This window comes from Allobosea sp. RCC_152_1, from assembly GCF_041360765.1.
GTDB lineage: Bacteria > Pseudomonadota > Alphaproteobacteria > Rhizobiales > Beijerinckiaceae > Allobosea > Allobosea spartocytisi.
In genome coordinates this window covers 403,722-417,494 of record NZ_JBFUPU010000001.1, presented here as the reverse complement: position 1 = coordinate 417,494, position 13,773 = coordinate 403,722, and the positions used below count along the sequence as shown (strand labels likewise).

The following is a 13,773-nucleotide window of genomic DNA, read 5'->3' as shown; positions in this document are numbered from 1 at the left end:
CACGCTGCGCTTCGCAGTCATGCAGGGACATAAACCCTCCGCCATCGAAGAAAAAAGGCCGGCGGATAATCCACCGGCCTTTCCGAATTCCTTGCAGCGCGGAGCCGCACCGCACGGCTGCGTCAGAGCGTATGACCGCGCTTGCGCATCTCCTGCGAGAAGCGGTCGAACAGGTAGTTGCTGGTCTGGACGCTCCAGGGCTCGAGCTCCTTGAAAAGCGCCTGCATCGCCTCGGAGCGCAGGCTGGTGTAGCGCTTGCCGACATCCGAGTTGAAGAAGGCCGAAACCGCCTTGAGATCGGCCTCGGTCATCTTGCTGGCGAAGATCGCGGCGGCGGTCTTCGTCATCTCCTCGGCGCGCCTGTCGGCCTCCGGCTTCAGCTCGGCGACGACGGCTTCCATGTCCTTCTTCGCTTCCGGCCTCGTCGCGATGAGCTGCTTCGCGCTCTCCTCGAACTCGCGGTAGATATTGTCGATATTCTGCGTGACGCCGGTCAGAGTCATGACCTCGCGGGCCGCCTGCAGATGGCTCGGCGCCAATGCCGGCGCCTGGGCGAAGGCGGGAGCGGCGCAGATGAGCGCCAGGCCCAGAAGCGCGCTGGCGAGAGAGTGGCGGATCATACGTTCAAAACCCCTTCGTCGTTGAGGAGCCGACCGGAGCCCGGCTGCGCCTCCGGACCCGCGGCCCGATCTCGTTCGCGCGTTCCTTAGCGTGGATCGCGCCGGAATGGAATCACTCGATCCGGCCGAGCAGCTTCAGCCCCTCAGCACCAGCCAGGATGGCCCCCGTCGCGAGGCCGATAAACAGGCCGTGCTCGACCACGCCCGGAACCGTGTTGAGAGCCTGAGCCAATAATTCCGGCTGATCGATGGCGCCGAGATGAGCGTCGAGGATGAAATGGCCGCCGTCGGTCAGGAGCGTGCTTCCATCCGGGCGCAGGCGCAGCTTCAGTTCTCCGGCCGCGCCGGACGCCGTGATCGCGATCGCAACCGCCCGCCGCGTCGCCTCCAGCCCGAAGGGCACGACCTCGATCGGCAGGGGAAAGCGGCCGAGCCGCGGCACGAGCTTGCCGTCATCGGCGATCACGATCATCCGCGCCGAAGCCGCCGCGACGATCTTCTCGCGCAGCAACGCCGCGCCGCCGCCCTTTATCAGGCGCAGTTGCGGATCGACCTCGTCGGCACCGTCGACCGTCAGGTCGAGTTCGGGCGTCTCGTCGAGGGTCGACATCGGGATGTTCAGGGAGAGGGCCTGGGCCTGCGTCGCCTCCGAGGTCGCGACGCAGATGATTTCGAGCCCCTCGGCCACACGCCGGCCGAGCAGGTCGACGAAATGCTTGGCGGTCGAGCCCGTCCCGAGCCCCAGCCGCATGCCGGGCCGCACCAGGTCGAGCGCGCGGGCGGCGGCCTGCTTCTTCAGTTCGTCGGCGTTCATCGTCCTGCCCGGGCGTCGGTTTGAGCGAGTGGTTGATTTGAGAAGGTCAGACCCATCCGCAACGGATGACGGCGCCCTCCTGCCGCGCTGGAGCGCGAGAGTCCAGCCCTTTAAGTCCCAGCCCTGCGGCCCGCCACTGCGCTATTTCGCCTGGGGCGTGCACACCGTCTTGTCGTCGAAGACGTAGCAGATGCTCATCTCGCCGGTGCGCAGGTTGACGCGGAAGATGCCGCCCTCCTTCTCGTGCCGGGAGGGCATCAGCCCGTATTCGCCCGGCGTCTGCGGCCCCGCCCCTTCGCCGGCCGGGAAGCAGATGGTGATGCCGACGCCGCCTTCCTTGAGCTGGAACTGGCAGGCGCCGACCTCCCCGGTCGCCCTCTCGATCCGGTAGACGCGGTTGAGATCGTTCTGCGGCGCCGGCGCGAACTCGAAATTGCCGGCGAAAGCGGGGCCGGCGACGACAAGCGACAGGAAGGACCAGCGCAGGGCGCGCACGCAGCGCAGCGGCAGCTTCTCGACCATCTTCGACATCACAAGGTTCCCTGCCGCGCCGACCTGCGGCGAATCGAGCGCAGGATAGCATCTTGCCGGGCGGATTTGAGGTGGCGTCTGGCCGGGTTGCGCCCGACGCGCTTGCCAAGCCGGAGCGAAAAACCTTTAAGCGATCGCCATGCGGCCGGATCAGTCGGCCTGAGGGAAAACGCGACCATGAGCCTCGCCCCCATCGTCGTCTTCGATCTCGACGGCACCCTGGCCGAGACGGCGCCCGACATCATGCGCACGCTCAACGTCATCCTCACGCAGGAGGGCCTGCCGGCCCTGCCCTACGAGCGGGCCCGCGAACTGGTCGGCGCCGGCGCCCGCGCGCTGATCGAGCGCGGCTTCAAGGTCTCGGGTCGCCCGCTCGACACGGAGACGCTGGAGCGCCTCTTCCAGGACTTCCTGACGATCTACGCGCAGGACGTCGCCTCCAGCAGCCATCTCTTCGACGGCGTGCTCGGCGCGATGGACGCCTTGACCGGCGAGGGCTATGCGCTCGCCGTCTGCACCAACAAGCCGATCCTGCACACGCGGCTGATCCTCGACCATTTCGGCATCACCGACCGCTTCGCCTCGGTGGCGGGGCGCGACACCTTCCCCTTCTTCAAGCCCGATCCGCGCCATCTCACCCTGACGATCGAGGCGGCGAAGGGCGATCCGAAGCGCGCCGTGATGATCGGCGATTCGCGCACCGACATCGCAACCGCCCGCGCTGCCGGCATCCCGTCGATCTGCGTGCCCTTCGGCTATACCGACGTGCCGATCGAGACGCTGGAGCCGGATTTCATCATCCAGCATTTCGACGAGCTTCCCGCCGCCGTCGCGCGCGCCCTCGATCCGGTGGCGATCGCGTCCTGAGCGCAGAACCGTCCTTGACGGCACCGGGCGCGCCGACTAGGAGAGGCCCGTCCGGGCGATTAGCTCAGCGGTAGAGCACTCCCTTCACACGGGAGGGGTCACAGGTTCGATCCCTGTATCGCCCACCATTTCTTCCCGGATGTCCCCGCCTCGATTGCGTACTGCCCTGCAGGACGCCGCGCGGGCGCGCGTCATCGCGCTTGGGGAGAGGCTGGATGTCTCCGGAGCCGGCAGTCTGGATCGCCCCCGGCTCCCTTGTTTTCCGCCTGTGCCGCACCACCTCGAATCAAGGATCGCGCCGCCGGGTTTTCAGCAATCTCGCGACGCCGCTCCGTTCGATCGGAGGCGCCGATGCCCGAGCAAGCCGAAGTCGGATTCCATGGGGAGCAGTCCACCCGGCGGGAGTTTCTGTTCCTGGCCACAGCCGCCTTCGGCGTCGTCGGCGCGACCGCGGCATCCTGGCCCATCATCACCTCGCTGGAACCCTCCGCCGATGTGAGGGCAGCGGGCGTGCCGGTTTCCATCGACCTTTCGCAGATCCAGCCGGGTCAGCAGATCTCGTTCTTCTGGCAAGGAAAGCCGATTTTCGTCCTGCGTCGGACCGAGCAGGCTCTCGCCGAGCTGAAGAATCCGGGCCTGCTCGCCCGGCTCGGCGACCCCGACTCCGCGGTCAACCAGCAGCCGGGCTATGCCAGGAACTGGTGCCGGTCGAGCAAGCCCGAATTCATGGTTCTGATCGCCATCTGCACGCATCTGGGCTGCATACCGCTCCCCAAGCCCGATCTGGGCGATCCCACCATGGAAGCTTCCTGGCCGGGAGGTTATTTCTGCCCTTGCCACGGCTCGAAATACGATCTGGCAGGCCGGGTGTTTCGGGGCGTTCCCGCACCGTACAACCTTCCGGTTCCACCCCATCACTACGCCACCGACACGACGCTCGTGGTCGGCGAGAATCCGGCCGGCGACGACTTCTCGCTGTCGTCGATCGAGCAGCTTTAGGGGCGCGTCTCAGCCACCCGCGTTTTCCCCGAACCGCTATCGCGAGACCCGGGCGGCACCGTCGGGCAGAGGCTGGCCGCCTTTCGCGAGACCTGCGAGCTCCTCCTCGACGCGCTGCGCGATCGGCAGACGGAAATGGAGCGCGTCCCAGTAATTCATATCCTGCGTCGTTACGGGGGAGATGTGGGCATAGTCCACCACGGTCGCGCCGTGACGCCGGGCCAGCCCCGCAATGGCGGTCTTGCAGGCGGCGTAACGCTGCCCCTCCGCGCTGTTCTCGCGCGGGAACGCCGCGACATGCGACGGCGGCAGGACCAGCATCAGGCGGGTCGATTTCGGGTAGGCCGAGATCGTCTCTTCCAGCCAGTCGAGAGCCGGGAAGCGCCAGCCGATGCTCTCCGAGATCGGAACCGGCATCCGCGGCAAGGGCGCCAGGTCGAGGGGCCGGCCGCCGTTGTTCTGATAGATATGGCTGCGGGCGCGGGCGAGATCGTAGCTTTCTTCCGGCGGGGTGAAGACCCCGTAGCCGTCGCCGCGCAGGCGCTCTGTCGCCAGGCCGAAGCGATAGGCGAGCAGCCGGCCGGCAATCTCGAGATTGGTCAGGTTCATCAGCTTGAGCCAGTCGAACCAGCGCACCTCGCGCGAGAACCAGGCTGGCACCGGCCTCGGCGTGCGCCATTTCGACGGATCGGTCGCGTCGGCCTCGCACCAGTTCGCGTCGAGCCCCCAGATCAGCCAGCGCGGCGCGGCGGTGTGCTGGCGGAAGAGGCGTGCGGCCTGCATCTGCTCCCAGGGCGTGGCGGCGTTCATGGCGAGATTGACGAAACGGGCGCCGAGATCGCGCGACAGCGCCTGCGGGTCGATCAGCCGCATGGTCGAGGTGCCGACGACCGCCGCGTCGAAGGCCCCCGAGCGCACGAGCTGCGGGTACATGTAGCGCTGGTTGATATCCATGATCGGCCGGGCCGCCTGCCCGGCATGAACGCGCATGCCGAACGGGTCGAGCACCACGACGAAGGCGAGCAGCAACCCGGCGAAGGCGAGCGCCGCCAGCAGGAACCACCGCGACCAGACAATCCAGGCCTTCGCCATCTCGGGCTGTTGCTCCGTCATCCGACCGCCATTCCGGCCGCCGCGTTGCGCGCCTCTTCGCACAGGCAGGCCCTCCCGGACAATCCGCAAGCGATGTCGCGGGCTGGCTGCGACGCGCCGGACATGCGAGAGAAGCCGGCGATGCCTCGGGATCCTCGCCGCCGCCTGCTCCGCCCGACCGGTTGCATCGCCGCCCTGCTCGTCGCGGCGATGGCAGCACTCGCGCCCGCACCCGCCTTGCCCGAAGAGGTCGCCCTGCCCTCCTCCGGCATCGAGGATGCGCTGTGCCGGCTGATCGACGACGCGGCGCGGACCCACTCCGTACCTGCCGCCTTCCTGACGCGGCTGATCTTCCAGGAATCGAGCTTCCGGCCCGGCGTCACCAGCCCGGCCGGCGCGCAGGGCGTGGCGCAGTTCATGCCCGGCACGGCGCGCGAGCGCGGTCTCATCGACCCCTTCGACCCCGAGCAGGCCGTGCCGAAGGCGGCGCATTTCCTGGCGGAGCTGCGCGACCGCTTCGGCAATTGGGGGCTCGCCGCCGCGGCCTATAATGGCGGGCCAAACCGGGTCGCGGGCTGGCTCGCGGCGCGCAAGGCCAAGCAGAGCCGCTTCCTGCCCTTCGAGACGGAGAACTACGTCGTCGCCGTCACCGGCGCCTCCGTCGAGGACTGGGCTGAGGATGCGGAGAACACCGCCAATGGCGACGGGCGCTCGCCGCCGCCGCTCCCAGCCACTCGCGACACGCAGACGGCCTGCGCTCCGACGCTGGTCGCGATCCGCCGCGCACGTCCGGCCGTGCCGATGATCGCGGAAGCGCCCTTCGCGCCCTGGGGCGTACAGCTCGCCGGCAATTTCTCGAAATCGCGGGCGCTGGCTTCCTTCCAGCGGGCCGGAGCGCGCCACCGCAGCATCATCGGCGATCTGCAGCCGATGGTGATCGGCACGCGCCTGCGCAGCCGCGGGACGCGCGCCTTCTATCGGGTGCGGCTGCCGGCGCCGACGCGGGCCGCGGCGACCGCACTGTGCCGGCGCATCCAGGCCGATCGGGGCGCCTGCGTCGTGTTGAGGAGCTGATTCGCGACCTTCACCGGTGCGCGATGTTGCAGACGCGCAACGCGGCAAAGCAAAGCTCACCCGCTCTCATCGATGTGATGGCGGCGCAATTGCACGGCCCAAATGAGTCTGACAGGACATTGAGGAGACGTTGACTTTTCCGTGTCAACTTCGTGCCCAGCGCCACCGACCGCCCGAGGTTCATCCGATGCTCCGCTCCACCCGTCTGGCCGTGCTTGCCGGCCTTGGCCTGCTCGCTCTGGGCACCGCTGCCCGAGCCGAAATCGACCCGCTGACGCGTCAGCCGCTGGTCACCTATGTCGATCCGGCGAAGGCCCAGGCCACCGCCATTCCGCGTGAAATCGTCAGCTACCCGACCAAGCAGCGGCCGGGCACGATCGTGGTCGATACCAACGAGCGCCGCCTCTATTACGTGCTGCCCGACGGCAAGGCCGTGCGCTACGGCGTCGGCGTCGGCCGCCCGGGCTTCGACTGGTCGGGCGCGCACGCCATCACGCGCAAGGCCGAATGGCCTGGCTGGACGCCGCCGGCCTCCATGCTGAAGCGCCGCCCCGACCTGCCGCGCCACATGGCCGGCGGCCCGGACAACCCGCTCGGCGCCCGCGCCCTCTATCTCGGCTCGACGCTCTACCGCATCCACGGATCGAACGAGCCGGAGACGATCGGCCAGGCCGTCTCCTCGGGCTGCATCCGCATGCTGAACGAGGACGTCATCGACCTCTACGAGCGTGCCAAGGTCGGCACCCGCGTCGTCGTGGCGCGCTGAGCCGCCGATCCGCGATCACGTGAAAAGGCCGGCGGCGACGCCGGCCTTTTTTATTTGCGCAGGCGCCGCCCTCATCCCGGCCAATGGCACACCTCCGGATGGCTGCCCCTCGGGGGATGAGGTGGCCCGAGAATAGGCGCGGTGTGTGAGGGCGAGGATAAGTTTGCGGCAAGGCCCGCTTTCGGCTCTTAGCGGTCTTTGCGCTTCCGGCCCGGCCCGGTTTTTCCGGGAACAGTTTTACCGTATTCCTCCCACCAGGCCGCCAGCGCGGCCATCGTCGGGCCGAGCGCCAGCGCCTTTTCCGTAATCGCGTACTCCACCCGTGGCGGCACCTCGGCGAAGACCGTGCGCGTGACGAGTCCGTCCGCCTCCAGCTCGCGCAACTGGGCCGTCAGCATGTGCTGCGTGATCCCCGCGATGGCCTTCCGCAACTCGCCGAAGCGATGCATCCGCTGATGAAGGAGCCACATGATCTCCAGCTTCCACTTCCCGGACAGCATCGCGAAGGCGCGCCGCATCTCGTCCTGCATCGTGGAGACGTCTCGGCCCATGGTTATCTTTTCCATACTAGGCGTTCGTAATTCATCCTACTTGCTGAATTTCATATAGCCATCCATTTTCGACCCATCGACAAGCGGCCGCCGCTTCCGACCGCTCCTCCTCACTCCATCAGAACGCGCCGCCGCGTGCGGCGATCGAGAACGCATGTCCGCACAATTCATCTACTGGGTCAGCACCGCGCTCCTCGCGGCGCTCTACCTCTCTTCCGCCACCCTCTACCTGATCAAGGGCGCCTGGGTCCGGGAGACCATCCTGGGTCTCGGATACCCCGCCTATCTCGTTCGGTTCATGATCGTCGTGAAGGTGCTCGCGCCGATCGCGATCCTTTCCCGGTTCAACGTCCCGCTCAGCGATCTCGCCTATGCCGGCATCCTGTTCCACCTGATCCTGTCCGGCCTCGCCCATATCGGCGTCGGAAAGCCGAAGGGCGCCGTGCCTGCGGTGGTGGGCCTCGCGCTGCTAGCAGGATCCTTCCTCACCCAGAACGCCGCCCGGGAGGCGCCCTCTCCCTACGGTGGCCCCATCATCGGCAGCCGGCAGTGACCACGATGCCGTTCCTCTCGGTCACGACGGTCTTCGCGGCGCTGTTCCTGCTCGCGCTGGTCGGTCTCTCGGTGCCGGTCTCCGTCCGGCGAGCCCGCATCGGGGTGCTCGTCGGCGAAGGCGACGACGTCCTGCTACGCCGCCTCATCCGCGCGCACGGCAACTTCGTCGAATATGCCCCCCTCGGCCTGATCGGGCTTGGGCTCGTCGAGGCGGCCGCTGCACCCCTATGGCTCGTTATCTCGATCGGCAGCGCGCTTCTCGTCGGGAGGATCGCGCATGCGATCGGGATGTGGCGCGACACCGCCGAGCTTCGAGGAATCGGCATCGCGCTGACGCATCTAAGCGTCTTGGTTCTGGCCGGGACGTTGACCGCAAAGATTGTGTCGGGATAGCTCTCGGTTGGCAAAAGCGCTGAGATACTTGCGTCCGCTTCCGACCCTAAGCAGACATCTCGGAAAGGCATCTTGCCGTCAGTCACGTGCCTCGTGCGGACATTGAGCCCACCCAGACCGGACGCTCTGCGCTCATGGGACAAATGATCGATCCTCGATCCTAAGCGACCTCTCCGAGCGCTTGGTGGGGTGCGGGCGCCACGGCTTCGGCCAAGCCTGTCACACTGTCAGAACCAGGGGACAATGGTCCGAGACTTCGGGCTCGGCGACCACGGTGAAGTCCGTCACCTCCACGTGACCGTTGACAAGCATATAATCAGCGAATTTTCCGGCTTTCGAATAGTGAGACGTGCGGGTGCTGCCGAACCCCCGTGCGGTGACGAGATCAGCCAAACCGATGCGGCCGAGGATCTCGAAGGTTTGGCTCCCAGGATCGACGTTGAAGTCTCCACAGACGACGACAGGATCGCCGGGTTCCGCGATCTGCTGAACGAGTTCCGCCAGCCGGTTGGCTTGCGCGATCCTTTCGGGAGTATCGCCCTTTCCTCCGAGGTCGCGTAAGCCATGCATGTGGACAACGCAGATGAACCGCGCCTTCTCGAAATCGAAAACCCGGACGACATGGGCGCTTCGGGACCTCGGGTGCTCGCCATAGCCATAAGGGGAGAAGGCTTTGTGGACGAAGCCTTGCACCTGTCCTGTGATCGGCAGCGTGCGGCGCACGAATGTTGCTAGGCCCCACTGTGACGGGATGGATGTCTCCCCATCCCAGAGCACCCCTTGCGCTGCCGGGCAGAAGATGGGCGTGTGGTCCGGGAGAGCCCGCGCAACATCGCGAAACATGTTCGCTCGTTGCGGGAGAATGTGGCTTCCGTCTCGATAGGTCAGCCACTCTTTCGTGGTCTCGGGGCTGTGCACCACCTCCTGCAGGCAGAGGATGTCGGGAGATGACGCCTCCAGATAAGCTATGAGCGGCACATGGAGCTTCCCGCCCCAGCCGTTTAGACACATGATCTTCATCTATCAGCCTTGAGCCTCGACTGTTCCATGCCGGAGGGATTGTAGCGGTGGCAATGGTTCGGGATCGATAGCCTCGCGGCAAGTTGGATCACCTCGCGGCAAAAGCCGACCTTGTCGCCTTGCCCGTAAGCGGACGCTGGCGGCGCTGGGGCGAGGCGTCCGCTCCCGACCCAACTCGGACGTTCCTGCGGGTTCTGTTCGGCTAGCTCAGAGCAGCTTCCGCAACTCGAAAGGAGCGATAGGTGGGAAGTAGATGCAGTCGAGAGCGTCGAAAATCACATCAAACACGCTGCTAGCTTCGCGGGCGAAGGCTAGCGCCGCGTCACGCCGATCATCCCTCACCCGCGTGCCTAGCGTGCAATGAGGTTTCCATGTCCCAGGCCGGTAATGCGGACGACATGAGGCGGGGTGGATGGCTGCGTGGATTGCCTCGTGGATGTCCCGCAAGACTGCACTGAAACGGGGCGACGCCCATAGAACCATCGGCGGCCCATCAAAGCTGCAAATGGCATCAAAGGTCAGCGTGACCGGGCGCAGGTTTTTGCTGGCTTGATCGAGCGCGTCTCGAACCTCGACCTCTCGCACCGTTTCATCATCGTAGATGGCCAGAGTGACGTGGGGCGGGTAGCCAAGGAGGGCCATTGAGGGATGGTCCTCGAACCGCTGAACATCATTCCACAGCGCGCGAACGCTGTCCGCGCTCGGATGATCGCTCCTAAGTGAAATAGCGAACCCCATTCTTCGGCTCCCGCGCCTAATTTCTCACCGATCAAAGATCCGCTCCCGACCCAGAACTGTCTCTCCTCACACCGCCTTCGCCGCCCCTAGCGCCGCCTCTCCCGCGACAGCCCCTTCTCGGCCAGAGCGGCCTCATACGCCTTCATCTTCTCCCCGGCCTGCTCGCCGAGCTCGCGCAGATAGTCCCAGGCATAGATGCCGGTGTCGTGCATGTCGTCGAAGCCGAGCCTGACCGCATAGTGCCCGACAGGCTCGACACGCAGGATCTCGACCTCGGCCTTGCCGGGAACGATGGTCTTCTGGCTGGGATGATGGCCCTGGACCTCGGCGGAGGGGCTCTCGACGCGCAGCAGCTCGGCCGGCAGCGCGAAGCTCGCGCCGTCGTCGAAGGTGACGTGGAGGGTCCGGCGGTCCTTGGCGAGGCGGATCTCGGTCGGCCAGGATGACATGATCGTGCAGTTCCTCATCGCCATGCGCGGCAGCCATGCGCTTGACCTTCAGCGCATCGATGCCAATGTCTCGCTATAGCAATGTGAAGAAGCGTCCGCATCCGGCACGGAGCGGCGCCGCATCCGGAGTTGAGGCAGACGTGCTGCTCGACGACATCAAACCGCTGACGCGGTCGCCCCTGGTCGATCCGTTCGGCCGCACGATTTCCTATCTGCGCATCTCGGTGACGGATCGCTGCGATTTTCGCTGCGTCTATTGCATGGCCGAGAACATGCAGTTCCTGCCCCGCAAGGAATTGCTGACGCTCGAGGAGCTCGACCGGATCGCCACCGCCTTCGTCGCCCGCGGCACGCGCAAGCTCAGGCTCACCGGCGGCGAGCCGCTGGTGCGCCGCGACATCATGAGCCTGTTCCGCTCGCTCTCGCGCCATCTCACCTCGGGCGCGCTCGACGAATTGACGCTGACCACCAATGGCTCGCTGCTGCACAAATATGCCGATGAGCTCGCCGGCTACGGGGTGCGGCGCATCAACGTCTCGCTCGACACGCTCGACGCCGACAAGTTCCGCGAGATCACCCGGCGCGGCGATCTCAGCGTGGTGCTCGCCGGCATCGAGGCGGCGCGCAAGGCCGGCATGCGGGTCAAGATCAATGCGGTCGCGCTCAAGGGCGTCAATGACGACGAGATCGAGCAGCTGATGCTCTGGTCGCACGGCCTCGGCATGGACCTCACCCTGATCGAGGTGATGCCGATGGGCGAGATCGAGGCCGGGCGCATCGATCAATACCTGCCGCTCTCGGTGGTGCGCGGGCGCCTGATGGACAAGTACTCCCTCGTCGACGATCCCTACCGCACCGGCGGGCCGGCGCGCTATGTCCGCGTCAAGGAGACCGGCGGGCTGGTCGGCTTCATCACGCCACTGACCCATAATTTCTGCGAGAGCTGCAACCGGGTGCGCCTGACCTGCACCGGCACGCTCTATATGTGCCTGGGCCAGGAGGACGCCGCCGATCTGCGCGCCGCCGTGCGCGCGTCGAAGGACGATGCCCTGCTCTTCCGCACCATGGACGAAGCGATCGCGCGCAAGCCCAAGGGCCATGATTTCGTCATCGACCGCCGCCATGCGCGCCCCGCGGTCGGCCGCCATATGAGCGTGACCGGCGGCTGAGCAGGGCACGCCCCTGCCCTTCCCTTGACCGGCCGGGCGAATGCGGTAACCGTCGTGGCCATGGCGGGTCGGTTGCGTTCGATACTCAGAACAATGATGGGTCGGCTGCGGGCGGCCGGAAGCGCGCTTTACGAAGCCGCATGCCAGACGCATGCCGCCCGGCTGGCGATCATGGCGGCGCGGCTGCGGCGCGAGACGCCACTCGTCGCCATCCTCATCGCCGCGATCCTGCTCTTCTGCCTCCATCTCGGCTGGGCAACCGGCCGCAGCGTCCATGCGGTGCTCTCGCCCGCATCCCCGACCGGAATCGGCGCCACGCTCGCCGGCCTCGTTGTCGGGCTCGCCGTGATCGAGCTTGCCGCCGCCTTCGCGATCACGCTGATGACCGCCGGGCTGCAGCTCGCCTACGACACCGGCCGGCATTGCATGCTCGCGCTCCTCGTCGTCGCCAGCGCCTTTGCCCTGCTCGGGCTGGGCTGGCGGCTCTGGGAAACGAGCCCCGCCGCCATCGCCGGCGCGGTCCTGCCGGCGCTGGGGGCAGCCGGGCTCGTCGTGCTGACGCTCTGGTTCGAGCGCGCCTATCTGCGGCCGGCCTATCCCGGCTTCCGTGATTTCTGGGTGGATGTCGTCGATGCCCGCCATTTCCTGATGCGGTCCGCCCATGGCGAATGAGAACGGCAGCGGCGAGCCCCGTCGACGCGAGGCCATCGCGCCGATCACGGCACATCACCTCGCGGAATCGGTGAAGGCCGGCCATCACGGCGCCAGCGACGCGGTCGAGAACCAGCCGCCGGCCCATGCGACCATGCTGTCGCAGACCGAGCAGACGCTGGTCGCGCGGGCCCGCGAGCATTTCAACGCGATCCGGCAGGAGGCGGCAGCGAGCCTCAACGCGCTCCAGGCCGAGATCGCGAACCGGCGCGAATTGTTCACCCAGCAGCGCTTCGAGGGCCGCGTGCGCAGCATCGAGGCTGCGATGCGCGCGATGCTGAACAAGCATGGCAGCGAGCTGGAGCAGCGCGTCTACGACGCGCTCAGGGCCAAGCGCGAATACGCCTTCTTCAACTACGAGAACAAGCGCCGCGCCGACCCCAAGCTCGACAAGTGGCAGTTCATCCTGTTCTTCCTGGTCGTGCCGCTGGTGATCGAGAGCCTGCTCAACGGCAATTTCTTCGCCGAGGCCAGCGATTTCGGCCTCGTCGGTGGCGCGGCGACGGCCGTGATCATCTCGGCGCTCAACATCGCGCTCGGCTTCTTCATGGGGGTGGGACCGGCGCGCTACTGCCAGCATGTGAAGAGCTCGCATCTGTTCTGGGCGCTGCCGGCCTATGCCGGGATGATCGCGCTGATCGTGCTGTTCAACCTCGCGGTCGGGCATTACCGCGAGATGCTGATCGCCAATCCCGATGCGCGCTCCTTCCAGGTGATGCCGCGCATGCTGGAGAACCCGTTCGCGATCTACGACCTCAAATCGGTCGCGCTCGTCATCATCGGCTGCATCGTCGCCTTCGTCTCGGCGACCAAGGGCTATTCCGCCTTCGGCAGCTATCCGGGCCATGCCGCCGCCTATAAGCGCTGGCGCCAGCGCTGGAGCGCGGTCGAGGAAGAAAGGCGCCGGCTCGATGTCGAGTTGCTGCCGGAAATGGAGGCGCTCAGGACGCAGGTCGATGGCTTCCGCGAGGAATGCCGCGACGAGCTCGGCAAGCTGCAATCCTTCAAGGCCAAGGCGGAGAAGGCGCGCGACCTCCACATCTCCCGCCTCGGGCAGCTTCGCGCCGCCAAGGACGCGGCGATGATGCAATATCGCGAGGCCAATCTGCGCGTTCGGACCGACCTGCCGCCGGCCTATTTCTCGCAATCGCTCAACTTGGCCGAGATCGACCAGCCCGGCGAATTGCCGGAATACACCGCCGCGCGCCGACAGATCGAGGATTTCGAGCGGCAGCTCGGCTCGATGCCGGCCCTGATCGAGGCGACATTGAAGGACCGGCTCGTGCTCCTGCGCGGCATCGACCTCGCCGGCGAGGTCGAGCAGGTCAAGCTGCGCGCGGCACAGGCTGGGCGCGAAGCCTTCGAGCGCGACGAGGCGGCGCAGAAGCAGGCGGCCGAGGAATTCGCCGCCATGCAGCGCTAGA

General features: G+C 66.6%; 17 protein-coding genes and 1 tRNA gene. 10 read left to right on the top strand and 8 right to left on the bottom strand.

Annotation, left to right across the window (positions count from 1 at the left end; genetic code table 11):
* Positions 1–122 precede the first annotated feature (122 nt).
* From AB6806_RS01965 to AB6806_RS01955, 3 genes are all read right to left on the bottom strand, one after another.
* Positions 123–620: a DUF2059 domain-containing protein gene (locus AB6806_RS01965; protein ID WP_038361780.1), complete on the bottom strand. Its 498-nt coding sequence runs from the start codon at positions 618–620 to the stop codon at positions 123–125.
* 112 nt (positions 621–732) lie between these two features.
* Entirely contained in the window at positions 733–1,434 is a 702-nt protein-coding gene (gene rpiA, locus AB6806_RS01960) for a ribose-5-phosphate isomerase RpiA (protein WP_038361777.1), read from the bottom strand.
* A 141-nt stretch (positions 1,435–1,575) separates the two neighbouring features.
* On the bottom strand, positions 1,576–1,956 hold the full coding sequence (locus AB6806_RS01955) for a hypothetical protein (protein WP_113253320.1): 381 nt from the start codon (positions 1,954–1,956) through the stop codon (positions 1,576–1,578).
* A 186-nt stretch (positions 1,957–2,142) separates the two neighbouring features.
* Here AB6806_RS01955 and gph point away from each other — a divergent pair, with 186 nt between their 5' ends.
* From gph to petA, 3 genes are all read left to right on the top strand, one after another.
* On the top strand, positions 2,143–2,832 hold the full coding sequence (gph, locus tag AB6806_RS01950; RefSeq protein WP_370954011.1) for a phosphoglycolate phosphatase: 690 nt from the start codon (positions 2,143–2,145) through the stop codon (positions 2,830–2,832).
* A 53-nt stretch (positions 2,833–2,885) separates the two neighbouring features.
* Positions 2,886–2,960, top strand: a tRNA-Val gene (locus AB6806_RS01945).
* 223 nt (positions 2,961–3,183) lie between these two features.
* Positions 3,184–3,831, top strand: a complete 648-nt coding sequence (gene petA, locus AB6806_RS01940) for a ubiquinol-cytochrome c reductase iron-sulfur subunit (RefSeq protein WP_112764073.1) — start codon at positions 3,184–3,186, stop codon at positions 3,829–3,831.
* Positions 3,832–3,867: 36 nt separating this feature from the next.
* Here petA and AB6806_RS01935 read toward each other — a convergent pair whose 3' ends face one another.
* On the bottom strand, positions 3,868–4,944 hold the full coding sequence (locus tag AB6806_RS01935) for a hypothetical protein (RefSeq protein WP_142020408.1): 1,077 nt from the start codon (positions 4,942–4,944) through the stop codon (positions 3,868–3,870).
* A gap of 120 nt (positions 4,945–5,064) precedes the next feature.
* On the opposite strand from AB6806_RS01935, the gene AB6806_RS01930 reads away from it, so the two are divergent.
* Both AB6806_RS01930 and AB6806_RS01925 read left to right on the top strand, forming a co-directional pair.
* On the top strand, positions 5,065–5,997 hold the full coding sequence (locus AB6806_RS01930) for a lytic transglycosylase domain-containing protein (protein ID WP_370954010.1): 933 nt from the start codon (positions 5,065–5,067) through the stop codon (positions 5,995–5,997).
* 187 nt (positions 5,998–6,184) lie between these two features.
* Positions 6,185–6,763, top strand: a complete 579-nt coding sequence (locus AB6806_RS01925; RefSeq protein WP_038361766.1) for a L,D-transpeptidase — start codon at positions 6,185–6,187, stop codon at positions 6,761–6,763.
* 188 nt (positions 6,764–6,951) lie between these two features.
* Here the strand turns inward: AB6806_RS01925 and AB6806_RS01920 are convergent, their stop codons facing one another.
* Entirely contained in the window at positions 6,952–7,329 is a 378-nt protein-coding gene (locus tag AB6806_RS01920; RefSeq protein ID WP_142020407.1) for a winged helix-turn-helix transcriptional regulator, read from the bottom strand.
* A 139-nt stretch (positions 7,330–7,468) separates the two neighbouring features.
* Between AB6806_RS01920 and AB6806_RS01915 the strand changes: the two genes are divergently transcribed.
* Positions 7,469–7,867: a DoxX family protein gene (locus AB6806_RS01915; RefSeq protein ID WP_142020406.1), complete on the top strand. Its 399-nt coding sequence runs from the start codon at positions 7,469–7,471 to the stop codon at positions 7,865–7,867.
* 5 nt (positions 7,868–7,872) lie between these two features.
* The gene (locus tag AB6806_RS01910) at positions 7,873–8,262 is read left to right on the top strand and encodes an MAPEG family protein (protein ID WP_142020564.1); all 390 of its coding nucleotides are present in this window, start codon (positions 7,873–7,875) and stop codon (positions 8,260–8,262) included.
* A 219-nt stretch (positions 8,263–8,481) separates the two neighbouring features.
* Here the strand turns inward: AB6806_RS01910 and AB6806_RS01905 are convergent, their stop codons facing one another.
* The 3 genes from AB6806_RS01905 to AB6806_RS01895 all read right to left on the bottom strand — a co-directional run bounded on the left by AB6806_RS01905 (position 8,482) and on the right by AB6806_RS01895 (position 10,472).
* The gene (locus tag AB6806_RS01905; RefSeq protein WP_142020405.1) at positions 8,482–9,282 is read right to left on the bottom strand and encodes an endonuclease/exonuclease/phosphatase family protein; all 801 of its coding nucleotides are present in this window, start codon (positions 9,280–9,282) and stop codon (positions 8,482–8,484) included.
* Positions 9,283–9,489: 207 nt separating this feature from the next.
* Complete coding sequence (locus AB6806_RS01900) at positions 9,490–10,020, bottom strand: 2'-5' RNA ligase family protein (RefSeq protein ID WP_142020404.1); 531 nt, start codon at positions 10,018–10,020, stop codon at positions 9,490–9,492.
* Positions 10,021–10,106: 86 nt separating this feature from the next.
* Positions 10,107–10,472, bottom strand: coding sequence for a gamma-butyrobetaine hydroxylase family protein (locus AB6806_RS01895; protein WP_112764212.1), 366 nt, complete (start codon positions 10,470–10,472; stop codon positions 10,107–10,109).
* Positions 10,473–10,609: 137 nt separating this feature from the next.
* Here AB6806_RS01895 and moaA point away from each other — a divergent pair, with 137 nt between their 5' ends.
* The 3 genes from moaA to AB6806_RS01880 all read left to right on the top strand — a co-directional run bounded on the left by moaA (position 10,610) and on the right by AB6806_RS01880 (position 13,772).
* Positions 10,610–11,638, top strand: coding sequence for a GTP 3',8-cyclase MoaA (moaA, locus tag AB6806_RS01890; RefSeq protein WP_370954009.1), 1,029 nt, complete (start codon positions 10,610–10,612; stop codon positions 11,636–11,638).
* Between the two features lie 93 nt (positions 11,639–11,731).
* Complete coding sequence (locus AB6806_RS01885; RefSeq protein ID WP_370954008.1) at positions 11,732–12,310, top strand: hypothetical protein; 579 nt, start codon at positions 11,732–11,734, stop codon at positions 12,308–12,310.
* Entirely contained in the window at positions 12,300–13,772 is a 1,473-nt protein-coding gene (locus AB6806_RS01880; RefSeq protein ID WP_133561730.1) for a hypothetical protein, read from the top strand. The genes AB6806_RS01885 and AB6806_RS01880 overlap by 11 nt, the downstream gene beginning before the upstream one ends.
* Position 13,773 lies beyond the last annotated feature (1 nt).

Bases quoted from the DNA above. Each gene is read 5' to 3' on its own strand.
- AB6806_RS01920 (WP_142020407.1), bottom strand. From the start codon at position 7,329: ATGGAAAAGATAACCATGGGCCGAGACGTCTCCACGATGCAGGACGAG.
- petA (WP_112764073.1), top strand. From the start codon at position 3,184: ATGCCCGAGCAAGCCGAAGTCGGATTCCATGGGGAGCAGTCCACCCGG.
- AB6806_RS01900 (WP_142020404.1), bottom strand. From the start codon at position 10,020: ATGGGGTTCGCTATTTCACTTAGGAGCGATCATCCGAGCGCGGACAGC.
- AB6806_RS01905 (WP_142020405.1), bottom strand. From the start codon at position 9,282: ATGAAGATCATGTGTCTAAACGGCTGGGGCGGGAAGCTCCATGTGCCG.
- AB6806_RS01915 (WP_142020406.1), top strand. From the start codon at position 7,469: ATGTCCGCACAATTCATCTACTGGGTCAGCACCGCGCTCCTCGCGGCG.
- AB6806_RS01955 (WP_113253320.1), bottom strand. From the start codon at position 1,956: ATGGTCGAGAAGCTGCCGCTGCGCTGCGTGCGCGCCCTGCGCTGGTCC.
- AB6806_RS01930 (WP_370954010.1), top strand. From the start codon at position 5,065: ATGCCTCGGGATCCTCGCCGCCGCCTGCTCCGCCCGACCGGTTGCATC.
- AB6806_RS01885 (WP_370954008.1), top strand. From the start codon at position 11,732: ATGATGGGTCGGCTGCGGGCGGCCGGAAGCGCGCTTTACGAAGCCGCA.
- AB6806_RS01910 (WP_142020564.1), top strand. From the start codon at position 7,873: ATGCCGTTCCTCTCGGTCACGACGGTCTTCGCGGCGCTGTTCCTGCTC.
- AB6806_RS01965 (WP_038361780.1), bottom strand. From the start codon at position 620: ATGATCCGCCACTCTCTCGCCAGCGCGCTTCTGGGCCTGGCGCTCATC.
- rpiA (WP_038361777.1), bottom strand. From the start codon at position 1,434: ATGAACGCCGACGAACTGAAGAAGCAGGCCGCCGCCCGCGCGCTCGAC.
- AB6806_RS01935 (WP_142020408.1), bottom strand. From the start codon at position 4,944: ATGACGGAGCAACAGCCCGAGATGGCGAAGGCCTGGATTGTCTGGTCG.
- gph (WP_370954011.1), top strand. From the start codon at position 2,143: ATGAGCCTCGCCCCCATCGTCGTCTTCGATCTCGACGGCACCCTGGCC.
- AB6806_RS01925 (WP_038361766.1), top strand. From the start codon at position 6,185: ATGCTCCGCTCCACCCGTCTGGCCGTGCTTGCCGGCCTTGGCCTGCTC.
- AB6806_RS01880 (WP_133561730.1), top strand. From the start codon at position 12,300: ATGGCGAATGAGAACGGCAGCGGCGAGCCCCGTCGACGCGAGGCCATC.